The organism is Leifsonia sp. RAF41, from assembly GCF_052114085.1.
Lineage (GTDB): Bacteria > Actinomycetota > Actinomycetes > Actinomycetales > Microbacteriaceae > Leifsonia.
Genome location: NZ_JBFREB010000001.1, coordinates 2,914,394 through 2,932,689 on the forward strand (window position 1 = coordinate 2,914,394; position 18,296 = coordinate 2,932,689).

The following is an 18,296-nucleotide window of genomic DNA, read 5'->3' on the forward strand; positions in this document are numbered from 1 at the left end:
CTCTGATCTTAACTACTGCTTGGTGAAGGTGAGCTGGAGAACCGGGCGAAGCGACGCCGAGTTGTCCGTGGAGTACAGCCGGATGTTGTCGGTGTCCGCGGTCGCCATCGACATGACGACCGAGGTCGACGTGCCGAGGAGAGGCGACAGCTGGCCGGCGTTGAGGGCCGCGGAGTAGGTCGTGTTGGTGGCCGTCGCCCCCGTCAGCGTCCCGAGAGCTGCTCCGAACGACGTCGGCCGGTTGTTCCACGTCACCGTGCTCTGGTCCCACGCGCCGTTCAGGATGTTGAACAGGACGGCGTTGGTGGTGCCCGCCGTGGGATCGCCCGACGTACGGACCTGGAGGGTCGCCCCGGTGAGGGCGTACCCGGCCGGGGCCGTCGGCAGTGCGAAGGTCAAGAACGACTGGATAGGCGAGGTGCCGGTACCACCGCGTGCGGAGAGCTGGTTGTAGCTCCCGTAGTTGGTGGTGGGCACTGCCGCCGCAACCAAGGCGTCCTGTGCGGCCATCACCGGAGTCGTCACCGTGACCGGGGTCACCGTGACCGTTGCCGTGGCCTGGGCCGACGGCGCGCTGTTGTTGCCGGCGCCGTCGGTGGCCGTGACCACGTAGTAGTACGTGCCGTTGGCCGTGCCCGAGTCCGCGAACGTGGTGCTCGTGCTGGTGCCGAGCATCGTCGCAGCGCTCGGAGTGAAGCCCGAGGTCGTACTCCGGTAGATGGTGTATCCGGTGACACCCACGTTGTCGGTGGATGCCGTCCAGCTGAGGTTGACCGTCGAACCGTTCACTGTGGCGGTCAGGCCGGTCGGGGCCGTCGGCGGCGTGGTGTCGCCGACGGTCACGGAGGCCGGGCTCGAGGGGGCGCTGCCGTTGCCGGCCGCGTCCACCGCGATCACCTTGTAGTAGTAGGTGCCGAGGCCGGGGACGGTGTCCGTGGTGGACGTGCCCGACGGCGAAGCGACCAGGTTGCTCGCGTCCGGAGTGAAGCCGGACGAGGTACCGCGGTACAGCTGGTAGCCGGTGACCCCGACGTTGTCGGTCGAGGCCGTCCACGAGATGCTCGCGGTCTGCCCGTTGAGCGAGGTCGTGACCCCGGTGGGAGCCGTCGGTGCCGACGTGTCCGCGATGGTCACGGATGCAGCGGCGGACGGTGCGCTGGCGTTGCCTGCGCCGTCCACGGCGATCACCTTGTAGTAGTACGTGCCCACCAGGCCGTTGGCGTCGGTGAAGCTGGTCGTCGTGACGCCGCTCGCCACCTGGTTGGCCGCGCTGGGCGTGAACCCGGCGCTGGTGTCCCGGTAGACGGAGTAGCTCGCGACTGCCACGTTGTCGGTGGACGCGGTCCAGGTGACCTGGGGCGCGCCTCCGTTCGGCGTGGCCGCCACATTGGTCGGCGTGCTCGGCGGCGTGGTGTCGGAGCTTCCCAGAGCGTAGTGGGCGCTCACCTGGGAGGCGGAGAGTGCCGAGGCGTAGACCGCGGCCTCGTCGACCGTGCCGGCGAAGTAGTTGCTCGACGGCTGGGACGGCCATCCGCCCATGTTGCCGCCGCCCAGTCGCCAGTAGCCGGTGAAGGACTGGTTCGTGGTCTCCGGGTTGGTTCCGACGAGCGCTCCGTCGACGTACAGCGCCATCCCGCTCGAACCCTGCGTGGCGACCAGGTGGTGCCAGACATTGTTGTTGTAGGAAGCGGGGCTGGTGATGGATGCGACGTACCCGGCCCAGACTCCGAAGAGCAGCTGACCGCTGTTGGTCATGTAGACCTGCTTGTCGTAGTTGCTTCCGGTGCCGGTGGGCACATCCTCGAACCCGATGAGCTTTCCGCCCTGCTGTGTGTTCGTCTTGAACCACAGTTCGGAGGAGAAGCTCCCGGTGGTCCCCTGCGGCTGGGCCTCGGCCACGCCGCCGTTCTGGGTTCCGTCGAGGGTCACGGCCGAGTTCGTCGAGACCACGCCCGGCTGCCCGAGCTGCACGCCGCTTCCGTAGGTCCCGGGGTGCTGGGCGTAGAGCGAGGAGTCCGCAGCGGTGCTGCCGGAGGCCTCAGCGAGGCGCCAGTAGAGGTCCGGTGCGTCACCGTAGACGGCCGCCCCGTACGTGTCGGCCGGTGCCGGCGTCACGTTGGCCGTGTAGCCGGCCGCCGAGTAGTGGTTGACCACCTGGTTGGGGCTGAGGACCGTCGGGTAGACAGCCGTGTCGTCGATCGCGCCCTGGAAGTAGTTCGCGCTCGGACGGGACGGCCAGCCGTTCAGGTTGTCGTAGCCGACGCGCCAGGTACCGACGTAATCCTGGTTGCCCGGCACGGAGTTCTGCCCGACCTTCACACCGTCCACGTAGAACGCCATTCCGCCCGGCCCCTGGGTGCCGACCGCCTGGTGCCACTGGCCGTCGTTGTAGGCCTTGCTCGACTGGACCGTCACCGTGCTGCCGTTGTAGGCACCGAAGATCAGGTTGCCGCCGTTGGTCATGTAGATCTGACGGTCGTAGCTGCCGCTCAGGCTCGGGTTCCCACTGTTGGTCGCCGGGCGTCCGTTGCCGAATCCGACGATCTTGCCGCCCTGGGTCGTGGTCGTCTTGAACCACGTCTCAACGCTGTAGACCTTCGGGCCCTGGATCATCTCGTCGCTCCAGGCGTACTGGGAGACGCCGTCGAAGTTCGCCGCGGTGCTCGGGTCGCCCTGGATCGCTCCGGGGGCTCCGCCGATCGCGCCGTTCTCGTAGGTGCCGTTGAGTCCCGCCGTCGTGTTGCCGGACTTGTCCTGCAACCACGTGCCGGAGGTCTCGTCGTACCGCCAGAACAGGTTCGGGCCGTCACCGAGCACGGCAGCCGCGTAGGCGGAACCGGATGCGGTCGCCCGAGCGGAGGTCGCCGTCGACAGAGCGCTGGTGTTGGTTCCGTCGCTCGCCGTCACACGATAGCTGTAGGTCGTCCCGGCGGTCACGTTCGTGTCCGTCCAGGTCACCTGGGGACGCGTCCACCAGAGGGAGCTGGCCTGTCCGCTCCACACCGGAGTGCTCGCACCGTTGCGGTAGATGCTGTAGGTGATCAGGCTGTCGTCCGGGTCGACGACGGTCTTGATGCGGACCTGGATGGCGTTGGAGGTCAGCGCCTGAGCCGTGGCCTGCGGCACCGGAGGCGTCGAGGTGTCGTCGGGTCCGAAGCGGACGAGGCCCTGCTGGGCGTGTCCGTTCATCTGCGTGAACTCGCCGCCGTACCAGAGGAAGTCCTTCCCGCTCGTGGCGCCGCGAGCGACGACGTTGGCGCGCGGGCCGATGCCCTCGTTGATGCCGTCGTTGCCTCGCGGGTCCCAGCCGAGGAGGGTCGGGGTGTCGGTCGACGAGGCGTTGAAGTAGTGCCGCGTGCCGTCCTGCTGCTCGTTCATGCTGCTGCAGTCGTGGTGGTGCGTCGCCTCGTAGAGGGTGCTCTTGTAGACCAGGAGTGCCTGCGTCGCTCCGAGGCACGTGTCGCGCCAGCGCTGCTGCAGCGTGTTCCAGTCGATGGAGAAGACGCCGTCGAAGACGCCGCCGCCGGTGCCCTCGTTGCCACCGTAGAAGGCGGACCCGTCAGACGTCAGCGCCTTGGTGACGGACGTGTGGGCGATGAAGGGCTCGGGGTAGTTGGCGAGGTTCGCACCCGTCGAGCCGTCCACGACTCCGACGGAGTGCGAGGCGGCGCCGTTGACGGTGTCGAAGTCGCCGCCGATGGCGACCTTCGTGCCGTCCGGGTTGACGGTGATGGCGCGTCCCGTGAGGTCGGTGTCCGCGACCCAGGGCAGCACCGCGCCGGTCGTCGCGTTCAGGGCCGCGAAGTGCTGGCGCGGGGTGGACCCGATCGCCGTCATCGCGCCGCCGATGTACAGGGTGTTGGTGGCCGGGCTCACGGCGATCGCGTAGACCGCGCCGTTGATCGCTCCACCGAGCGCGTGATACGTCGAGACCTTGCAGGTGCGGAGGTCGAGCTGCGCGAGCCGGTTGACGTTGACGCCGCCGATGGTGGAGAAGCTGCCGCCGACGAAGAGCGTGTTGCCGTCGGCGGACGGTGTGATCGCCCGGATCTGCGGGGTTCCTCCGGACAACGTGACCGGGAACTGGCAGCTGTCGGGCGCGCCGGTCTCCGCGTTGAGCACGGCGAGCCCTGTCAGGGTGAGCGGCGTTCCGCTCGTCCCCGCGGGCGGGGAAAGCCGGGTGAAGTTACCGCCTGCGAGTACTTTGCCGTTCGACTGACCGAGGGCGTAGACCTCGTTGTTGACCTGCCACGTCGGTAGGTCGACGGCACTGAATGAGACTCCAGGCGACAGTGCGGCCGCCCCTTGCACGAAGGGCGCGGCCACCACCATTCCTAGAGTGATCGCGGCTGCTGCCGCGATGCCGATAGATTTGCGCATAGCCCCTGCGTCCCCTCGGGTCGGCGGTGGAAGGGGGTTCCACCGCGGGAATTGCTGTTCCGGGGACTCTCACATTTGTGGGAAATCCTCAGCTTTTAGGTTGTATGAGACTTTTTCATCTTTTCGCCGCGAATGGCACCCCCCGATAGGGGCACGCGGCCCGAAATAGCGAGGAACGCGAACAAAAATGATGACGTTCGGGCAGGCGGTCGGCGAACTGCGCACCGCGCAGAAGAGCAAACGCGGGGTCTCGCTGTACTCCCGATTCGTGAACCGTCCCCTCGGCCGGCTGCTGGCGGCGGCGGCCTATCGCGCCCGGATGACGCCCAACCAGGTCACCGCGGTATCGGCACTCGTCACCGCTCTCGGCCTGGCGGTGCTCATCGTCTTCGGTCCCGGGATCGCCTCAGGAATCGTCACCGCGGTCTTGCTCGTGCTCGGCTTCGCCCTCGACTCCGCCGACGGCCAGGTGGCCCGCCTCACCCGCACGAGCTCTCCGGCCGGCGAGTGGCTCGACCATGTGGTCGACTCGGGCAAGATCGTCGCCGTGCACGCCACCGTGCTGGTGGTCGTACTGCTCCACGGGCTGGCGGGTCCGGGCTGGGCGTGGATCCCGCTGGCTTTCCAGGTCGTCGCGATCGTCACGTTCGCCGGCGGGCTGCTGATCGAGCTCCTGAAGCGGGCGTCGCGGGCGGCCGGGGCGCCTTCAGCGTCACCCTCGACCGCGCCACCCTCGACGCTGCGTGCGATCGCCCTGCTTCCGGCCGACTACGGCATCCTCGCGATCGCGTTCGTGCTCTGGGTCTGGCCGCCGCTCTTCATCGTCGTCTACACGCTGCTGTTCGCCGCGAACGTGATCATCGCGCTGCTGCTGCTCGTCAAATGGTTCCGGGAGCTGAGTCGTCCGGCAAACCCCTGACCGGGGTGTCCTCCTCGGACAACTCGACCTCCTCCTGCACTTCCTGCGCACGCCGCGGCCCGAGCTCCACGAGGTCGCCCCTCCGATGGCGCCGGTACAGCACCGTCGCCGGGACGATGAAGGCCAGCGGAGCAGCGACCGCCGCCGCCACGAAACCCGCGGCGAGGCTCGCATCCACGCCGCCCAGCAGGTAGCCGATCGTAAAGGCGCTGAGGCTGACGAAGACGAGGACGGCGCGACCGACCGTCACGACCGCCTGGTACCCCATCAGCCGCATGACGATGGCGTGGATGCCGGCCCACCCGGAGCTCAGGGTGGCGGCACCGACCAGGGCGAGGCCGGTGACCAGCTCGTCGTTGGCGACGCCGTGCAGCTGGAACCCGCTGAGCGCGACCGCGGCGGTGAGGATGACGACGCCCACCACGGCGACCAGCCCGATGACCCGCGCCAGACGCGTCCCGTTGCGGATCAGGTCCTCGGTGCTCGCGTAGGTGCCGCGCGTGGCGCCGTCCGCGATGAGGTTCGTGGTGCTTGCCGCGAATACCAGGTTCAGCGGACCGAGGAGCGTCTGCGCGAAACGGACACCGCCGATCAGAGTCGACGCCCCCAGAGCACCCAGCACGAGGAGCGGCAGGGTGGAGTTGAACTGGCCGATGGCGAAGTCCGCCAACTGGAGGCCTGCGGGGCGGATGTACACCCGGAGGGGCGTGAACCGCGCCGGCCTCGGCAACCGGATCAGCATGACGAGGACGGGCACGGCGAGCGACAGACCGAGATATGCCTGGTAGACCGCCGGGTCCCGCGTCGCGATCAGCAGGACAGGTGAGGCGAGAACGAAGAGCAGGCGCAGCCCGTCCGCGAGCGCGACATCCCACCTCCGGTCGGCGGCCATGGCACGGTAGCGCAGCCAGTCCTGCAGGATGGGGAACAGGCCGCTGAGGATGAGCAGCGCCACCAGCCACCACGTGTCGATCCCGAGAGCGACGGCCGACCCGCCGAGGACGACACCGGACACGACGGCACCGGAGCCGCTCAGCGCGAACCGGGTGTGCGCGTCCTTGTCGTGACGGAACTGGATCAGCGCCGGCTGGAACAGGAAGGACCGCACCAGCCCGACCAGCGTGATCGCTACCAGGTTCAGCAGGGCGAACTGCGTGAACGCATCCGGGTGCATGAACGCGGCCGCGAAGATCGTGGCGATCGCGCCGGAGGCGCTCGTCAGGACCTGCGAGAGTACGAGCGGTCGTCCCGCGATCGAGGCGACGCGCCTCCAGAGCCGCTTCATCGACGGCTGAGGGCGATCGTCACGGCCCGCGCGAGGTTCTCACCGACGCGATCGACCGTGAAATCCGGCGGCACCTGCGCGGCGGCACGCTGAGCGACCGCGAGCGCGGCGAGGTCGAGTGCAGCCGCGAGTGCCGCCGTCAACGCCTCGTGGTCGCGCGGGTCGATGACCGTGGCTGCGGGAGCGACCGCGACGATCTCCTCGTGTGCGCCGTCGTAGGTGGAGATCAGGACCGGTTTCCCTGCGTTGACCGCCTCGAACCCGTTGAGAGAGCGGTAGTCCGCGAGGGTCGGGCAGACCACGAGGTCCGAGTCGGTGTAGAAACGGCCGGTGTCCGCGTAGGCGACCCGGCCGTGGAATCGCACCCGCGCGTCCAGGCCGAGGCTCTTCACCCGTTCGCGCAGCGGTTCCAGCTCATCGCCCGACCCGACGATGTCGAGCGTCCAGGCGTCGGCGAGCTCCGCAGGCAGGTCGGAGAGGGCCTCGACGAGCAGCCCGATCCCCTTGCGCTTCGTGACCGAGTTCAGGAACAGGATGCGGGCCGGGCCCGGCGTGGGAGCCGGCTCCCCGGTCGGCGCCGCAGGGGCGGACGTGAGGTAGGGCCCCACCACGACGCGGTCGTGCTCCACGCCCAGCGTCTTCCGGAGAAAACGCTCGCCCAAGCGGTTGCTCACCACGATGGCGTCGGCGCGGCGCGCTACGAAGCGTTTCACCATGAGGCTGAGCCGGCCGCCGGGAGCCCCGCGGAAAGCGGGGTCCGACTCGAGCAGGAGGATCGTCCGTCGCCGGGCGATCCGCGCGGCGACGAATCCGGCCAGCGAGGTCGGGCTGAATTCGATCAGGATGTGGGCGTGCGCCCCGGTCCGCAGCAACCGGACGATGGCGCCCAGAGTCGGCACCCGGTACACGCCGAGGTACTCCACATCACCCACCCGGCGCCGGGATCGCTTCAGGCGGATGAACGCGAGGATCGGCCGGAGCGGGAGTTCCGGGTAGCGGCCCACCGGGAAGGAGCGGTCGACGGGCACGATGCCCGACGGGAACCGGCGCGCGAACTCCGCGAAGATGTCCCGGAAGTAGATGAGATCGCCGTTATAGCCGTACGCACCCGAAACCCAGGCCACGCGAGCATCCGCTGCAGCCACCTGAGCATGATGAGCCATCGGTTTTCCTCCCGGGTTGAGTGGGAGTCTAACCACGTCTGCGTACACTGAGAAAATGTCTCAGTTTCCGACGCGCCGACTCGCGGGTTTCACCGGAGCGGGATACGACAAAGGTCGCAACCCGGCGGTCCAGGCGATGTGGCTCCTCGTATCCGGGCTGATCGTCATCCGCTGGTGGTGTCCGGTGCCGCTGCGGACCGCCATCCTCCGCTCGTTCGGCGCCACCATCGGCTCGGGCGTTCTCATCCGGCACGGGGTGAAGATCCACTGGCCGTGGAAGCTCACGGTGGGCGACGACTGCTGGATCGGCGAAGGCGCGTGGATCCTGAACCTGGAGCCGGTCACCCTCGGGCACGACGTCTGCATCTCTCAGGACGTGCTGCTGTGCACAGGCAGTCACGACCGCCGCTCTCCGACCTTCGAATTCGACAACGCACCCATCGTCGTCCGCGACGGCGCGTGGGTGGCCGCCCGCGCGACCGTGCTGCGCGGTTGCACCATCGGCCGCAACGCTGTGGTGGGGGCCACTGCCCTCGTCGTGAGCGACGTCCCCGATGACGGCATCGTGACCGCACCGGCCGGCGCGCCCGCCAACGGCCGCCGCCCGCGCAGCGCTGCGACGACGATGGACGAGGCCTGAGAGTGCGCATCCTCTCGATCGTCACCCTGGTCAGCCCGACGGGAGAGTACGGCGGGCCGGTCCGGGTCGCCGTCAACCAGGCCCGGGCGCTGACCGAACTCGGCCACGATGTCACCATCGCCGGGAGTTTTCGTGGCTTTCCGGAAGCGCCGAAAGCGCTGGAAGGCATCCCGGCCCATCTCGTCCCGGCCCGCACCCTGCTTCCCGGCGTTGGATTCGCCGGCCTGGCCGCACCCGGCCTGAGCCGCTGGGTGCGCAGCGCCGCCCGCTCCGCGGACGTGGTGCACGTGCACCTCGCCCGCGACCTCGTGACGGTGCCCGCTGCAATGGCCGCCCGGCGGGCGAAGATCCCGTACGTGCTCCAGACGCACGGCATGATCGATCCCTCCCGCAACCCGCTCGCCCGGCCGCTCGACGCCGTCGCCACCCGGCGCGTACTGCGCGATGCCGCCGCCGTGCTGTACCTGACCCCGGTCGAGCGCGCGGGGCTGCGCGCCGTGGCGGGCGACGGGATCGCGCTGTCCGAATTGCGAAACGGTGTCCCGTCGGCCGCCGAGGCCGCACCGCCCCAGGGACTCGAGGTGCTCTACCTCGCCCGCCTCGCGCCACGCAAACGTCCGGAGACGTTCGTGGCGGCGGCGGACACGCTGGGCGCCGAGTTCCCGAAGGCGACCTTCCGCCTCGTCGGCCCCGACGAAGGCCGCGCCGAAGAGGTCTCACGTCGCATCCGGGAGTCGGCCGCGGATGTGGCCTGGGAGGGAGCTCTCGACCCCGACCGGACCGGCGAGCGACTCTCGCGCGCCGCGATCTACGTGCTGCCCGCGGTCGACGAACCGTACCCGATGAGCGTCCTGGAGGCGATGGCCGCCGGACTCCCGGTCGTCGTGACGGACACCTGCGGTCTCGCGCCGATCATCGCCGAGACCGGCTGCGGCATCGTCGTCGACGACTCCATCGAAGCGCTCACCGCGGCGATCAGACGACTTCTGGCGGATCCGGCGCTTCGTGCCGACCAGGGGCGTCGAGCTCGTGAGGTCGCCCGGGAGCGGTTCTCGATGCAGGCGATTGCGCACGATCTTCAGGCGATCTATCGGCGAGCAGTGGACGGGCAGCCGGAAGCTGCGCCACAAGACGCCGATCCGCTTTCGTCCCCCTGACGGGCGCGCGGCTCCGTTTGGCGACGAAGAGGATGCAGGCGATCGCGATCGCGACCGTCCCCGACGCCTGCAGGAGCGATCCACGGAGCAGGATCAGCATGTAGACGGGGAAGATCGCGCCGACGATCGCCCAGAGGCCGTTCTCCGCGAAGGCGGGGATGAGCCGGGTGTCGAAGCGGCGGAGGGCGAACCCGGCGACGACGAAGACGGCCAGCAGCACGATCACTCCGCCATTCACCAGGCTCTCCGCCCACAGCGGGGCCGAGAGGTTGGTGAAGGGGTAGCCGCGGTAGTTCGCCAGCAGGATGCCGGTGTCGATCGGCTTGTTCGCCCAGATCGCGCGAGGCACCCAGAAGAACAGCATCCCCAGTGCCTGCTGCCCGGGCACGACGAGCCCATCGTGCACGAACGAGTATGCGTTCGCGATCTGCCAGAACGCGTCGTAGTCCGGACTCCCCTTGTACTCGCCGAAGAAGCCGTCCCACGTCACGTCGACCGTCGTCCTCCGGAACGCGTCGGCGAGCGGGAACACGAAGATGAGCCCGGCGATCGCCCCGACCATCGTGATCCGTCGCCGACGTTTGGTGAGCATGGCCCCGGCGTAGACCAGGAGGGCGAACCACACGGTGCCCATGCTGTACCGGGCGCTGCTCACCGGATTGACGACGATCAGCAGGAGCGCGGCCGCAGCGAAGATGATGAGGAGGTAGAGGCGGCGGTGCTGGGTCGTGCTGCGACGCAGCACCGCCATGGCACCGACCCCGACGAGCAGGGGGTAGATCGACAGCGCGTACATGATCGAGCGCGTGGCCGGATCTGTCCAGGCCGCCTGCCGCGCGGCGAACGCCGTGTCACGGCTGCTCAGCAGCGTGCTGACGCCGATCTTCTGCACGAAGTACGCGGCGAACAGCACGCCGACCACCAGGAGCAGCAGCGTCCGGCTGCGGTCGATGCCCGTAACCGGCCGCGCAGCGCGCTCCGCGGTGGGCGCGGCGTGGGGATGGATGCGGAGCGAGCGCTCACGCAGGACGGCGAGCACCCGCCCGAACTCATAACTGAGCAGGCCGGCCCAGACGATCGTGGCCGTCGGGACGTCGAGGTCGGGATTCATCCCCGGGGTGGTCGTCGACAGCAGCCCGCTCCGCATCTGCACGGTCGGCGCGAGCCCCATGAAGATGTAGGCGAAGAGCCAGAAGAAGAAATCGAACAGCTGGGCGTCGCCGCGGACGATCGCGTAGGAGAGCCGGATACCGGACCAGACCGCAATGGCGATCGTCAGCATCCACCCGGTGCTGCGACCGACATCCGGGACATCGACGGCCAGCAGGGCCGGGATCGCACCGGCCAGGATCGCTGCGAGGACGACGAAGCCGAGAGTCTTCGTGGACGCGGAGTGGTGGTCGTGGTGGGTCGTCAGCCGGTTCTCCCGGCGCAGGGGGAACCCGGCCGTCACTTGACGGCCGCGGCGATGCGGGCGGCGATGGCCGCCTGGCCGGAGTCGCTCAGCTTGCCGTCGGTGAACATGCTCTGGTTGAGGGTCGGGGGGTCGAGCAGGCTGACGTAGGTCAACCCGAGCGACGTCGCGGCGGTCTTCACGGCCGCATCGGTGTTCTGGAGCTCCTCCGAGGGCTGGGCATCAGCCGAGGCGGGGCCGACCGCGATGATGGTCGCGTGCGGCAGCCCCTGGTGCAGGGTCTGGAACGTCTGGGCGACCTGGACGCTGACGTCGGTCTTGTCAGCGGTCTCCGCCCATCCGCCGGCGACGACGACGATCTGCGGATTCAGGGCGACGATCTGTGGAACGGACTCGAGGAAGTCGGGGCAGGGTTGCGAGCCGCACGTGCCCGCGACCGTGTAGCCGGTCGCCGAGTGCGAGAGGTTGACCTGCTGCCATCCTCTGGCCTGCGAGACCAGGGTCGGCCAGGATGCGTGGCCGAGCGTCGCCACCGACTCGCTGCCGCCGAGGAAGACCGCCACCGGCTGGTTGTTGACCGCCTGCAGGACCGGCCAGCTCGACGTCTCACGCGGGGCGCTGTGGGCGGACTGGACGGCGAAAGCGGACAACGCGATCGTCGCCACCGTCAGGCAGCCGATGCCGACGAGGCCCAGGATCCGGGCGACGGAGAGGCGGGCGAGCGAGCGCATCCTCAAATAATCGCACACTATAATGCGGAGACGCTTCTCAGAAGGGCACTAGATGGACGGTCGACGCTTCGCGAAGCTGCTTCTCACACGCTGGATGATCATCGTGGCCGCCATCGAGGTCGGACTTCTCGGCGGGGCAGCGTACGCGCTGCTCGCGACGCCGAAGTACACGGCAGAGTCAGAGATCCTGGTCTCGGCGCTCGGCAGCGACAGCACGACCGATCTCGCCCAGGGCAACAGCTATTCACAGGCGCAGGCCCGCAACTTCGCGCTCATCGCGACGCGCAACTCGGTCCTCGACCCCGTCATCTCGACCCTCGGCCTGCGCACCACCCCGGGCGCGCTGACGTCGCAGATCTCCGTGTCGGTTCCGCTCAACACGTCGCTGATCAGCGTCTCCGTCGACGACACGTCGCCGTCGCGCGCCGCCGCCATCGCGAACGCCGTGAGCGCGAGCCTGAGCAACGTCGTCGCCAACCTCACACCACGCCGCAGCGACGGCACTCTGCCGGTGACGCTGGAAACGGTGCAGCAGGCCAACGTCCCCCGCGCGCAGTCGTCGCCCAACGCCCTGGTGTCGATCATCCTCGGCGGACTGCTGGGCCTCGTCGTCGCCGTCGCCGGGATCGTCGTGCGCGAGCTCGTCGGAGCGAAGATCCGCAGCTCCGACCAGATCAGTCAGATCGCCGACGTCACCATCCTGGGATCGATCGTCGAAGACAAGACGATCGCCGACAGCCCCGTCCTGCTCCAGGGCGCCAACTACTCCAAGCGTGCCGAGGAGTTCCGCCAGGTCCGGACGAACCTGCGCTTCCTGCAGGCGGGCAAGGACCGCAAGGTCTTCGTCATCACCTCGTCGATCCCGGGCGAGGGCAAGAGCATCGTGGCGGCGAACCTGGCCGCCGTCCTCGCCGCGTCCGGCAGCTCGGTCTGCCTGGTCGAAGCAGACCTGAGACGCCCGTCGCTCGGCCCGTACCTCGACCTCGAAGACAGCGTCGGAGTGACGAGCGTGCTCGCCGGCGACGCGACCGTGGATGAGGCGCTCCAGACGTGGGGACCGGACGGCCTGCAGGTCATGCTGTCCGGGCAGCTCCCGCCGAACCCGAGCGAGATGCTCGGGTCGCTCGCGGCCGAGGAGCTGTTCGTCGTTCTCAGCAATCGGTTCGACACTGTCATCGTCGACTGCCCGCCGCTGCTCCCGGTCACCGACGCGGCCATCATCGCCCGGTACTTCGAGGGTGCGATCATGGTCGCCGGCTCGGGCAAGGTCCAGGTGCGCGAGTTCCGCCGCTCGCTGCAGATGCTCGATTCGGCCGGAGTCCCCCTCCTCGGCGTGATCGCCAACCGGACCTCCGCCGAAGCGGAGACCAAGTACCAGCGGATCTACGCCGCCAGTGCTCCTGAGCCCGAAGCCGACGACGTCAAGGCCACGGCAACGGACCGGGGCCGCAAGCGGGACAGCCGCGAGCGGAGCGATGCCGACGCCCGGCTCTGAGCCGGCGAACATCCTCGTGGTCTGCACGGGGAACATCTGCCGCTCGCCGTACATGCAGTTCACCCTGACCGCGGCACTCGCGGCGGCGGGCGTCGATGACATCGTCGTCGCGTCAGCCGGCACCCACGCTGTTCCCGACTCGGGTGTCGCGCCGCACATGGCGGCCCTGCTGAGGGCCGACGGACTGGATGTCGACGGTTACGCGACGCGGCAGCTCACGGCCGCCATGGTCGCCGACGCAGACATCGTGCTCACTGCGGAACGCGCACATCGCAAGCAGGTCGTACTGCTCGATCCGCGGGCCCTGGGGCGCACCTTCACCCTCCTGCAGTTCAGCCGGCTGCTGCCCGTCGCCACGGCGTCGGGCAGACACCGGGCGGAGCAGTCGGCGAAGACGCGGCTGAAGACTCTCATCGAGCGGTGCGTCGCGGCGCGGGGGACCGTCGGCCCCGGCGGCAGCGGTGACGACGTCGCCGACCCCTGGGGATTCGCCCCTGACGCCTACCGGCGCTCCGCGGAGCAGATGCGACCGGCCCTCTACACGGTGGCGGACGCACTCGTCCCGCGCGGCATCGGTTCGATCATCTGATCGCCTGCGCCGCGCGGGACGGGTGGTGGTGCTGGGTGTGACTACTTGGCTACGACCGCGAATCCGAAGTACTCGAAGTCGTTGACCTGCGGAGTGTTCGTCACCGTGTAGGGCGACGTTCCCGAGAGGATCGTCTGGCCGCCCCGGGTGGCGGACGCCGACACGGTGCCCGCAGCGAGCGGGACGACGGTCGACGTGACGCCGGCGGGGACATCCACGGTCTTGGTGGTGCCGCCGACCTTCACCGTCAGGGTGGCCGGTGCGGTGAGCATCGTCAGCACCTCCACGGTGTCGCGAGGCGGAGTGCCGGTGCCGTCCAGGTTCGGCGTCTCGATCCGGCCGATAGCCGGCTTCGAGGTCGTGAACTGGTCACGGTGCGTCACGTACAGCGAGTCCTTCTGGATGGCCGGTGCCGACCCCGTCTTGAACTGCGCGAGGTAGTACGCCGAGACGTCGAGGAAGGTGACGCCGTGGTTCGCGGACGGAGCGACGGCGGTGTTCTCGCTGTAGTCGTTCCAGGTCGCGATCTGCACCAGATCCGCACCGTCGCCGATGGCCTTCTGCCAGGACGCCCGGAGCAGCTCGGTGTTGTTCGCCTCCGCGTACTTGCCACCGTTCGGTCGCGAGTCCTGCATGGCGACCGGCTGCATCCACTTCACACCGAGCGCGTGAGCACTGGCTGCGAGGTTGGGGGTGTTCTTCATGCTGGCCGCGGTGCGGGCGCCCCAGTTGCTGAGGCCGTAGCTGATCGGTGCGAAGGCAGCCATGTTCTGCTGGCTCGCGTTCTGGAGCACCGCCACGAAGGCGACATTGATGCCGTAGGAGTTCTTGAGCGTCGAGATGACGCTGGACCACCAGGACGGTGCCATGTCTTCCGCCGCGAAGGAGCTCAGAAGGTAACGTCCGTCGCTCAGCCGGTAGGCCGACGAGTACGAGTACAGCTTGGCGAGAGAGGCAGCGACAGCCGTGGGCGACGCGTTGACCGCGCCGGAGCTGGCGTCAACGTTCGGCGTGACGGTGAAGTTGCGCTTCGCGTTCTGGGCGGCCTGCATGAGACGCACGGTGGTGTCCCAGTTCTGGCCGGACCAGCTCATGACGTCGACGGTGAAGCCGTCGATGCCGGCGTCCGCGGCCTGGTTGACCTCGGTCTGAAGATCCGTGGTCCTCCAGTCGCCGCCGAGCGGCGCGCGGCCGATCGGACGGTCGCGGAGCAGACCGCCGTAGGCGATGTGCTTACCACCCTCACCATTCGGGTTGAGGTAGTTGTTCGCGTAGTAGTCGGAGACGGGGTTGCTGTTGTCGATCGACACCGGGTACGGCGGGAAGTAGTGCGCGAAGACCTTCTTCGCGGACGAGCCCGCAGCGGGGATCGGGAACGCTCCACCGATTCCGGTCGCGGTCGGCTGCGTCACGGGCGGGTTGGGCCCGGTCGCGGGAGGTGCCGGCTGCGTGGGTGTGGTGGTCGGCGGCGGGGTCGGCTTCGTCGGCGCGGACGGCTCACCGGACCCGGTCGGGGTCGGCGTGGGCGTCTGGGTCGCCGGCGGCGTCGTGGGGGTGCCGGCGTCTCCCAGCGTGAGGGAGAGGGTCGGCGACGTGAACGTGGTGCCCACGTACGGCTGCGAGTAAGCCAGCTCGAACGCGGCGTCCGAGGTCGTCGAGACCGCGGAGACGTTCAGCGGGATGCTGACCGTGGCGCCCTTCCGGGCCTGAGCGAGCTTGGTGTTCACCGTGCTCGCCGAGGGGACCGGCTTGTTGTTCTGCGTCAGGGTGGACGCCGACCAGGCGGTGCTGGTCGGGTACACCTGGAAACCGCCGGTCGACGCGGCCGTGTTGGTCACACGGACGGTCATGGTGGCTGCGACGACCTTCTTGCCGTCGGGGAGCGACGCGGTCGGGAACTTCACCAGAGTGCGGTCCGCGGTACGGGTGGCGCTGAGGTACGGGAGCTTGTCGTGGGTGCTTGCGGGCTGCCGGGTGGTGACCCAGCTGGCCTGCGAGGCTGCAAGTGTCGCCGTGTCGGAGCCGGCCGTGAGGGCAGACGCTGTGACCGGGACGGCCACGGCAGCGATGAGCGCTGCGGCGACGCCTGCGGCAATGCCAGCGATGCGTCGTCGGGCACGACGGCTGGCGGTAGGGGTGGATGGGGTGGTTCGGGGCACAGAGCGGTGCTTACCGGGGTGTGTCATAGATGCTGTCCAATGCGGGGGTTTGCCCCCTTTATGGGGGACTTGAACTGCGACCACGCTAAGTCTACGAAGTCGCCGGGGTCAAGTTCATGCAGGTGCATCGTGCCGTGTCCCCCGTATGAGGGATGCGCGTCAGCTTAGACCCGACCTATCATTTAAAAATGAGGATCACTCGAATCGCGTGGGTCGCCACCGCCGCAGCCGTGCTGCTGGTCGCGACGGGCTGCACCTCGCAGCCCGACCCGAACGCGACGGCGTGCACGGGCTGGTCTACCGCGACAGACGCGTGGGCCACTGCCGAGCAGTCCGCGTCGACCTCGAGCGCACACCTCGCGTCCCTTCGGTCGGATCTGCACTCGGAACTGCAGAAGGCATCACGCACAGCGACAGGCGAAGTGAAGTCGGCGATGACGTCCGCAGTGGCCGATCTGCCCGACAATGCGCTTCGGATCGTCGAGCCTGGATCGAAGTATCGCTCCGCGTACGACTCGGCGAACTCTCAGGTACAGAAGGCGTGCGCCGCTGCGGGGCACACGATCGCGTTGAAGCCCGCGCCGGTCGTCTCCTGATTTGCGTGCCCCCCAAAAACGGGGTAGCCCATCCCCTCTACAAACGAGGTAACCTCATCTTTATGAATTGATGAGGAAGATTCAGTTATATCGAGTCTCTTCATACCGCTTGTCATACCGCTTGCCCCCGAATGCAGACCCGAATGCGTCCGGCGATCCGTGAGACCTCACGAACGCCTCGGTGCACTGGCCGTCGTTCGGTCACCCGCGCGAGGAGGACGCACGAATGACCGTCATCAAGCCCCGAGTTTCGCTGATCGGTGCCCGCGAGACCCCGATCCGACCGTTGTCCTCCGAGCGGGTGTGGGCCCGGCAGTACCGGACGCGCCTGCTCGTCACCGACACCGCGATCATCCTGGCGTCGACGATCGGCGCGATCTTCGTCCGCTTCGGCTTCGATCAGGCGACCCCGCAGGTGGCCGGCTTCCCGGCCGACTACCTGACGCTGTCGCTCCTCATCTCCGCCGCGTGGCTGTTCACCCTCTCCGCCTACCGAACCCGCGACCCGCGCGTGGTGGGCGTCGGCGTCCAGGAATACAAGCGGGTCGTGAGCGCCACGGCCCTCACGTTCGGCCTCCTCGCCATCGCCTTCCTCGTCGGCAAGGTGGAGATCGCCCGCGGCTACTTCGTGCTGGCCCTTCCCGTCGGCATGGTCGCGGTGCTGTTCTCGCGCTGGCTGTGGAGGCAGTGGCTCATCCACCAGCGCGCCTTCGATCACTACCTCTCCCGCGCCCTCGTCGTCGGCACCCACCGCGAAGTCGACTACATCGTCCGGCAGATCCAGCAGGCATCGGGCGCCGCGTACAACATCGTGGGCGTCTCGCTCGACACCGGAAAACGGAAGGGTCCGAAGAAGCAGGCGGCCCTCGAGCGGAAGATCACCTCCAGCTCCCGCGAGGTACCGGTGGTCTCCGACCTCGACGGCGTCGCGAGCGCCGCAGCCCGGCTCGGTGCGGACACGGTGATCGTCGCCGGCCGGGCGCTGGGCGGCGGCGACTACGTGCGGCAGCTGTCCTGGAAGCTCGAGGGCACCGCGACGAACCTCGTCCTGGCTTCCCCTCTCACCGACGTGGCGGGACCGCGGATCCGTTTCCGCCCGGTCGAAGGCCTGCCGCTCATCCAGGTCGACATCCCGCAGTTCGAAGGCGGCAAGCACATCCTCAAGCGAGCGTTCGACTTCGTGGCCTCGGGTGTAGCTCTCGTCCTGCTCGCGCCGCTCTTCGCGATCATCGCCCTTCTCATCAAGCTCGACGACGGCGGCCCGGTCTTCTTCAGCCAGGAGCGGGTCGGCCGGAACGGCGAGACCTTCCGGATGTACAAGTTCCGTTCCATGGTCGTCGACGCGGAAGCCCGCCTCGCCTCCCTCGAGCAGCAGAGCGAAGGCAACGGCGTGCTGTTCAAGATGAAGAACGACCCCCGCGTGACCCGACTCGGCGGAGTTCTCCGCAAGTTCTCGCTCGACGAGCTGCCGCAGATCGCCAACATCTTCCTCGGCGACATGAGCGTGGTGGGCCCCCGGCCGCCGCTGCCGCGGGAGGTGCGGGGATACGAGAACCACGTGCGCCGTCGCCTCTTCATCAAGCCGGGCCTGACGGGCATGTGGCAGGTCAACGGCCGCTCGGACCTCTCCTGGGAGGAGAGCGTGCGGCTCGACCTGTACTACGTCGAGAACTGGTCGCTGCTCGGTGACCTGATGATCATCTGGCGCACGATCCGAGTGCTGACCCACCCGGTCGGTGCCTATTGAACCCGCGAACGAAAGGGAAGC

The 18,296-nt window shown here is 68.5% G+C and carries 12 protein-coding genes; 7 read left to right on the forward strand and 5 right to left on the reverse strand.

From position 1 onward, the window contains the following. Positions 1-12: 12 nt before the first annotated feature. Complete coding sequence (locus AB4Y74_RS14180; RefSeq protein WP_441799701.1) at positions 13-4,380, reverse strand: LamG-like jellyroll fold domain-containing protein; 4,368 nt, start codon at positions 4,378-4,380, stop codon at positions 13-15. A gap of 187 nt (positions 4,381-4,567) precedes the next feature. Here AB4Y74_RS14180 and AB4Y74_RS14185 point away from each other — a divergent pair, with 187 nt between their 5' ends. Further along, positions 4,568-5,299 (forward strand): CDP-alcohol phosphatidyltransferase family protein, encoded by a 732-nt coding sequence (locus tag AB4Y74_RS14185; protein ID WP_441799702.1) that lies wholly within the window; start codon positions 4,568-4,570, stop codon positions 5,297-5,299. On the opposite strand, the gene AB4Y74_RS14190 is transcribed toward AB4Y74_RS14185, so the two are convergent. Further along, positions 5,259-6,584 carry a hypothetical protein gene (locus AB4Y74_RS14190; RefSeq protein ID WP_441799703.1) on the reverse strand — a complete coding sequence of 442 codons (1,326 nt, stop codon included), beginning with the start codon at positions 6,582-6,584 and terminating at the stop codon, positions 5,259-5,261. The two genes, AB4Y74_RS14185 and AB4Y74_RS14190, sit on opposite strands and share 41 nt — an antisense overlap. Next, the gene (locus tag AB4Y74_RS14195) at positions 6,581-7,747 is read right to left on the reverse strand and encodes a glycosyltransferase family 4 protein (RefSeq protein WP_441799704.1); all 1,167 of its coding nucleotides are present in this window, start codon (positions 7,745-7,747) and stop codon (positions 6,581-6,583) included. The genes AB4Y74_RS14190 and AB4Y74_RS14195 overlap by 4 nt, the downstream gene beginning before the upstream one ends. Before the next feature lie 55 nt (positions 7,748-7,802). On the opposite strand from AB4Y74_RS14195, the gene AB4Y74_RS14200 reads away from it, so the two are divergent. Next, positions 7,803-8,387, forward strand: a complete 585-nt coding sequence (locus AB4Y74_RS14200; RefSeq protein WP_441799705.1) for a putative colanic acid biosynthesis acetyltransferase — start codon at positions 7,803-7,805, stop codon at positions 8,385-8,387. Positions 8,388-8,389: 2 nt separating this feature from the next. Further along, positions 8,390-9,544: a glycosyltransferase gene (locus AB4Y74_RS14205; RefSeq protein WP_441799706.1), complete on the forward strand. Its 1,155-nt coding sequence runs from the start codon at positions 8,390-8,392 to the stop codon at positions 9,542-9,544. 1,449 nt (positions 9,545-10,993) lie between these two features. Here AB4Y74_RS14205 and AB4Y74_RS14210 read toward each other — a convergent pair. After that, positions 10,994-11,689: an SGNH/GDSL hydrolase family protein gene (locus tag AB4Y74_RS14210; RefSeq protein WP_441799707.1), complete on the reverse strand. Its 696-nt coding sequence runs from the start codon at positions 11,687-11,689 to the stop codon at positions 10,994-10,996. Positions 11,690-11,741: 52 nt separating this feature from the next. On the opposite strand from AB4Y74_RS14210, the gene AB4Y74_RS14215 reads away from it, so the two are divergent. Together AB4Y74_RS14215 and AB4Y74_RS14220 are read left to right on the forward strand one after the other, a co-directional pair. Further along, positions 11,742-13,184 (forward strand): polysaccharide biosynthesis tyrosine autokinase, encoded by a 1,443-nt coding sequence (locus AB4Y74_RS14215; RefSeq protein WP_441799708.1) that lies wholly within the window; start codon positions 11,742-11,744, stop codon positions 13,182-13,184. Continuing rightward, positions 13,165-13,773, forward strand: coding sequence for an arsenate reductase/protein-tyrosine-phosphatase family protein (locus AB4Y74_RS14220; RefSeq protein ID WP_441799709.1), 609 nt, complete (start codon positions 13,165-13,167; stop codon positions 13,771-13,773). Before AB4Y74_RS14215 ends, AB4Y74_RS14220 begins: the two co-directional genes overlap by 20 nt. Before the next feature lie 41 nt (positions 13,774-13,814). On the opposite strand, the gene AB4Y74_RS14225 is transcribed toward AB4Y74_RS14220, so the two are convergent. Next, positions 13,815-15,932, reverse strand: a complete 2,118-nt coding sequence (locus tag AB4Y74_RS14225; RefSeq protein ID WP_441799710.1) for an endo-1,3-alpha-glucanase family glycosylhydrolase — start codon at positions 15,930-15,932, stop codon at positions 13,815-13,817. Between the two features lie 188 nt (positions 15,933-16,120). On the opposite strand from AB4Y74_RS14225, the gene AB4Y74_RS14230 reads away from it, so the two are divergent. Next, on the forward strand, positions 16,121-16,528 hold the full coding sequence (locus tag AB4Y74_RS14230) for a hypothetical protein (RefSeq protein ID WP_441799711.1): 408 nt from the start codon (positions 16,121-16,123) through the stop codon (positions 16,526-16,528). Positions 16,529-16,754: 226 nt separating this feature from the next. Further along, a complete protein-coding gene (locus tag AB4Y74_RS14235; RefSeq protein WP_441799712.1) occupies positions 16,755-18,275 on the forward strand; it encodes a sugar transferase in 1,521 nt (506 codons plus the stop codon). Positions 18,276-18,296 lie beyond the last annotated feature (21 nt).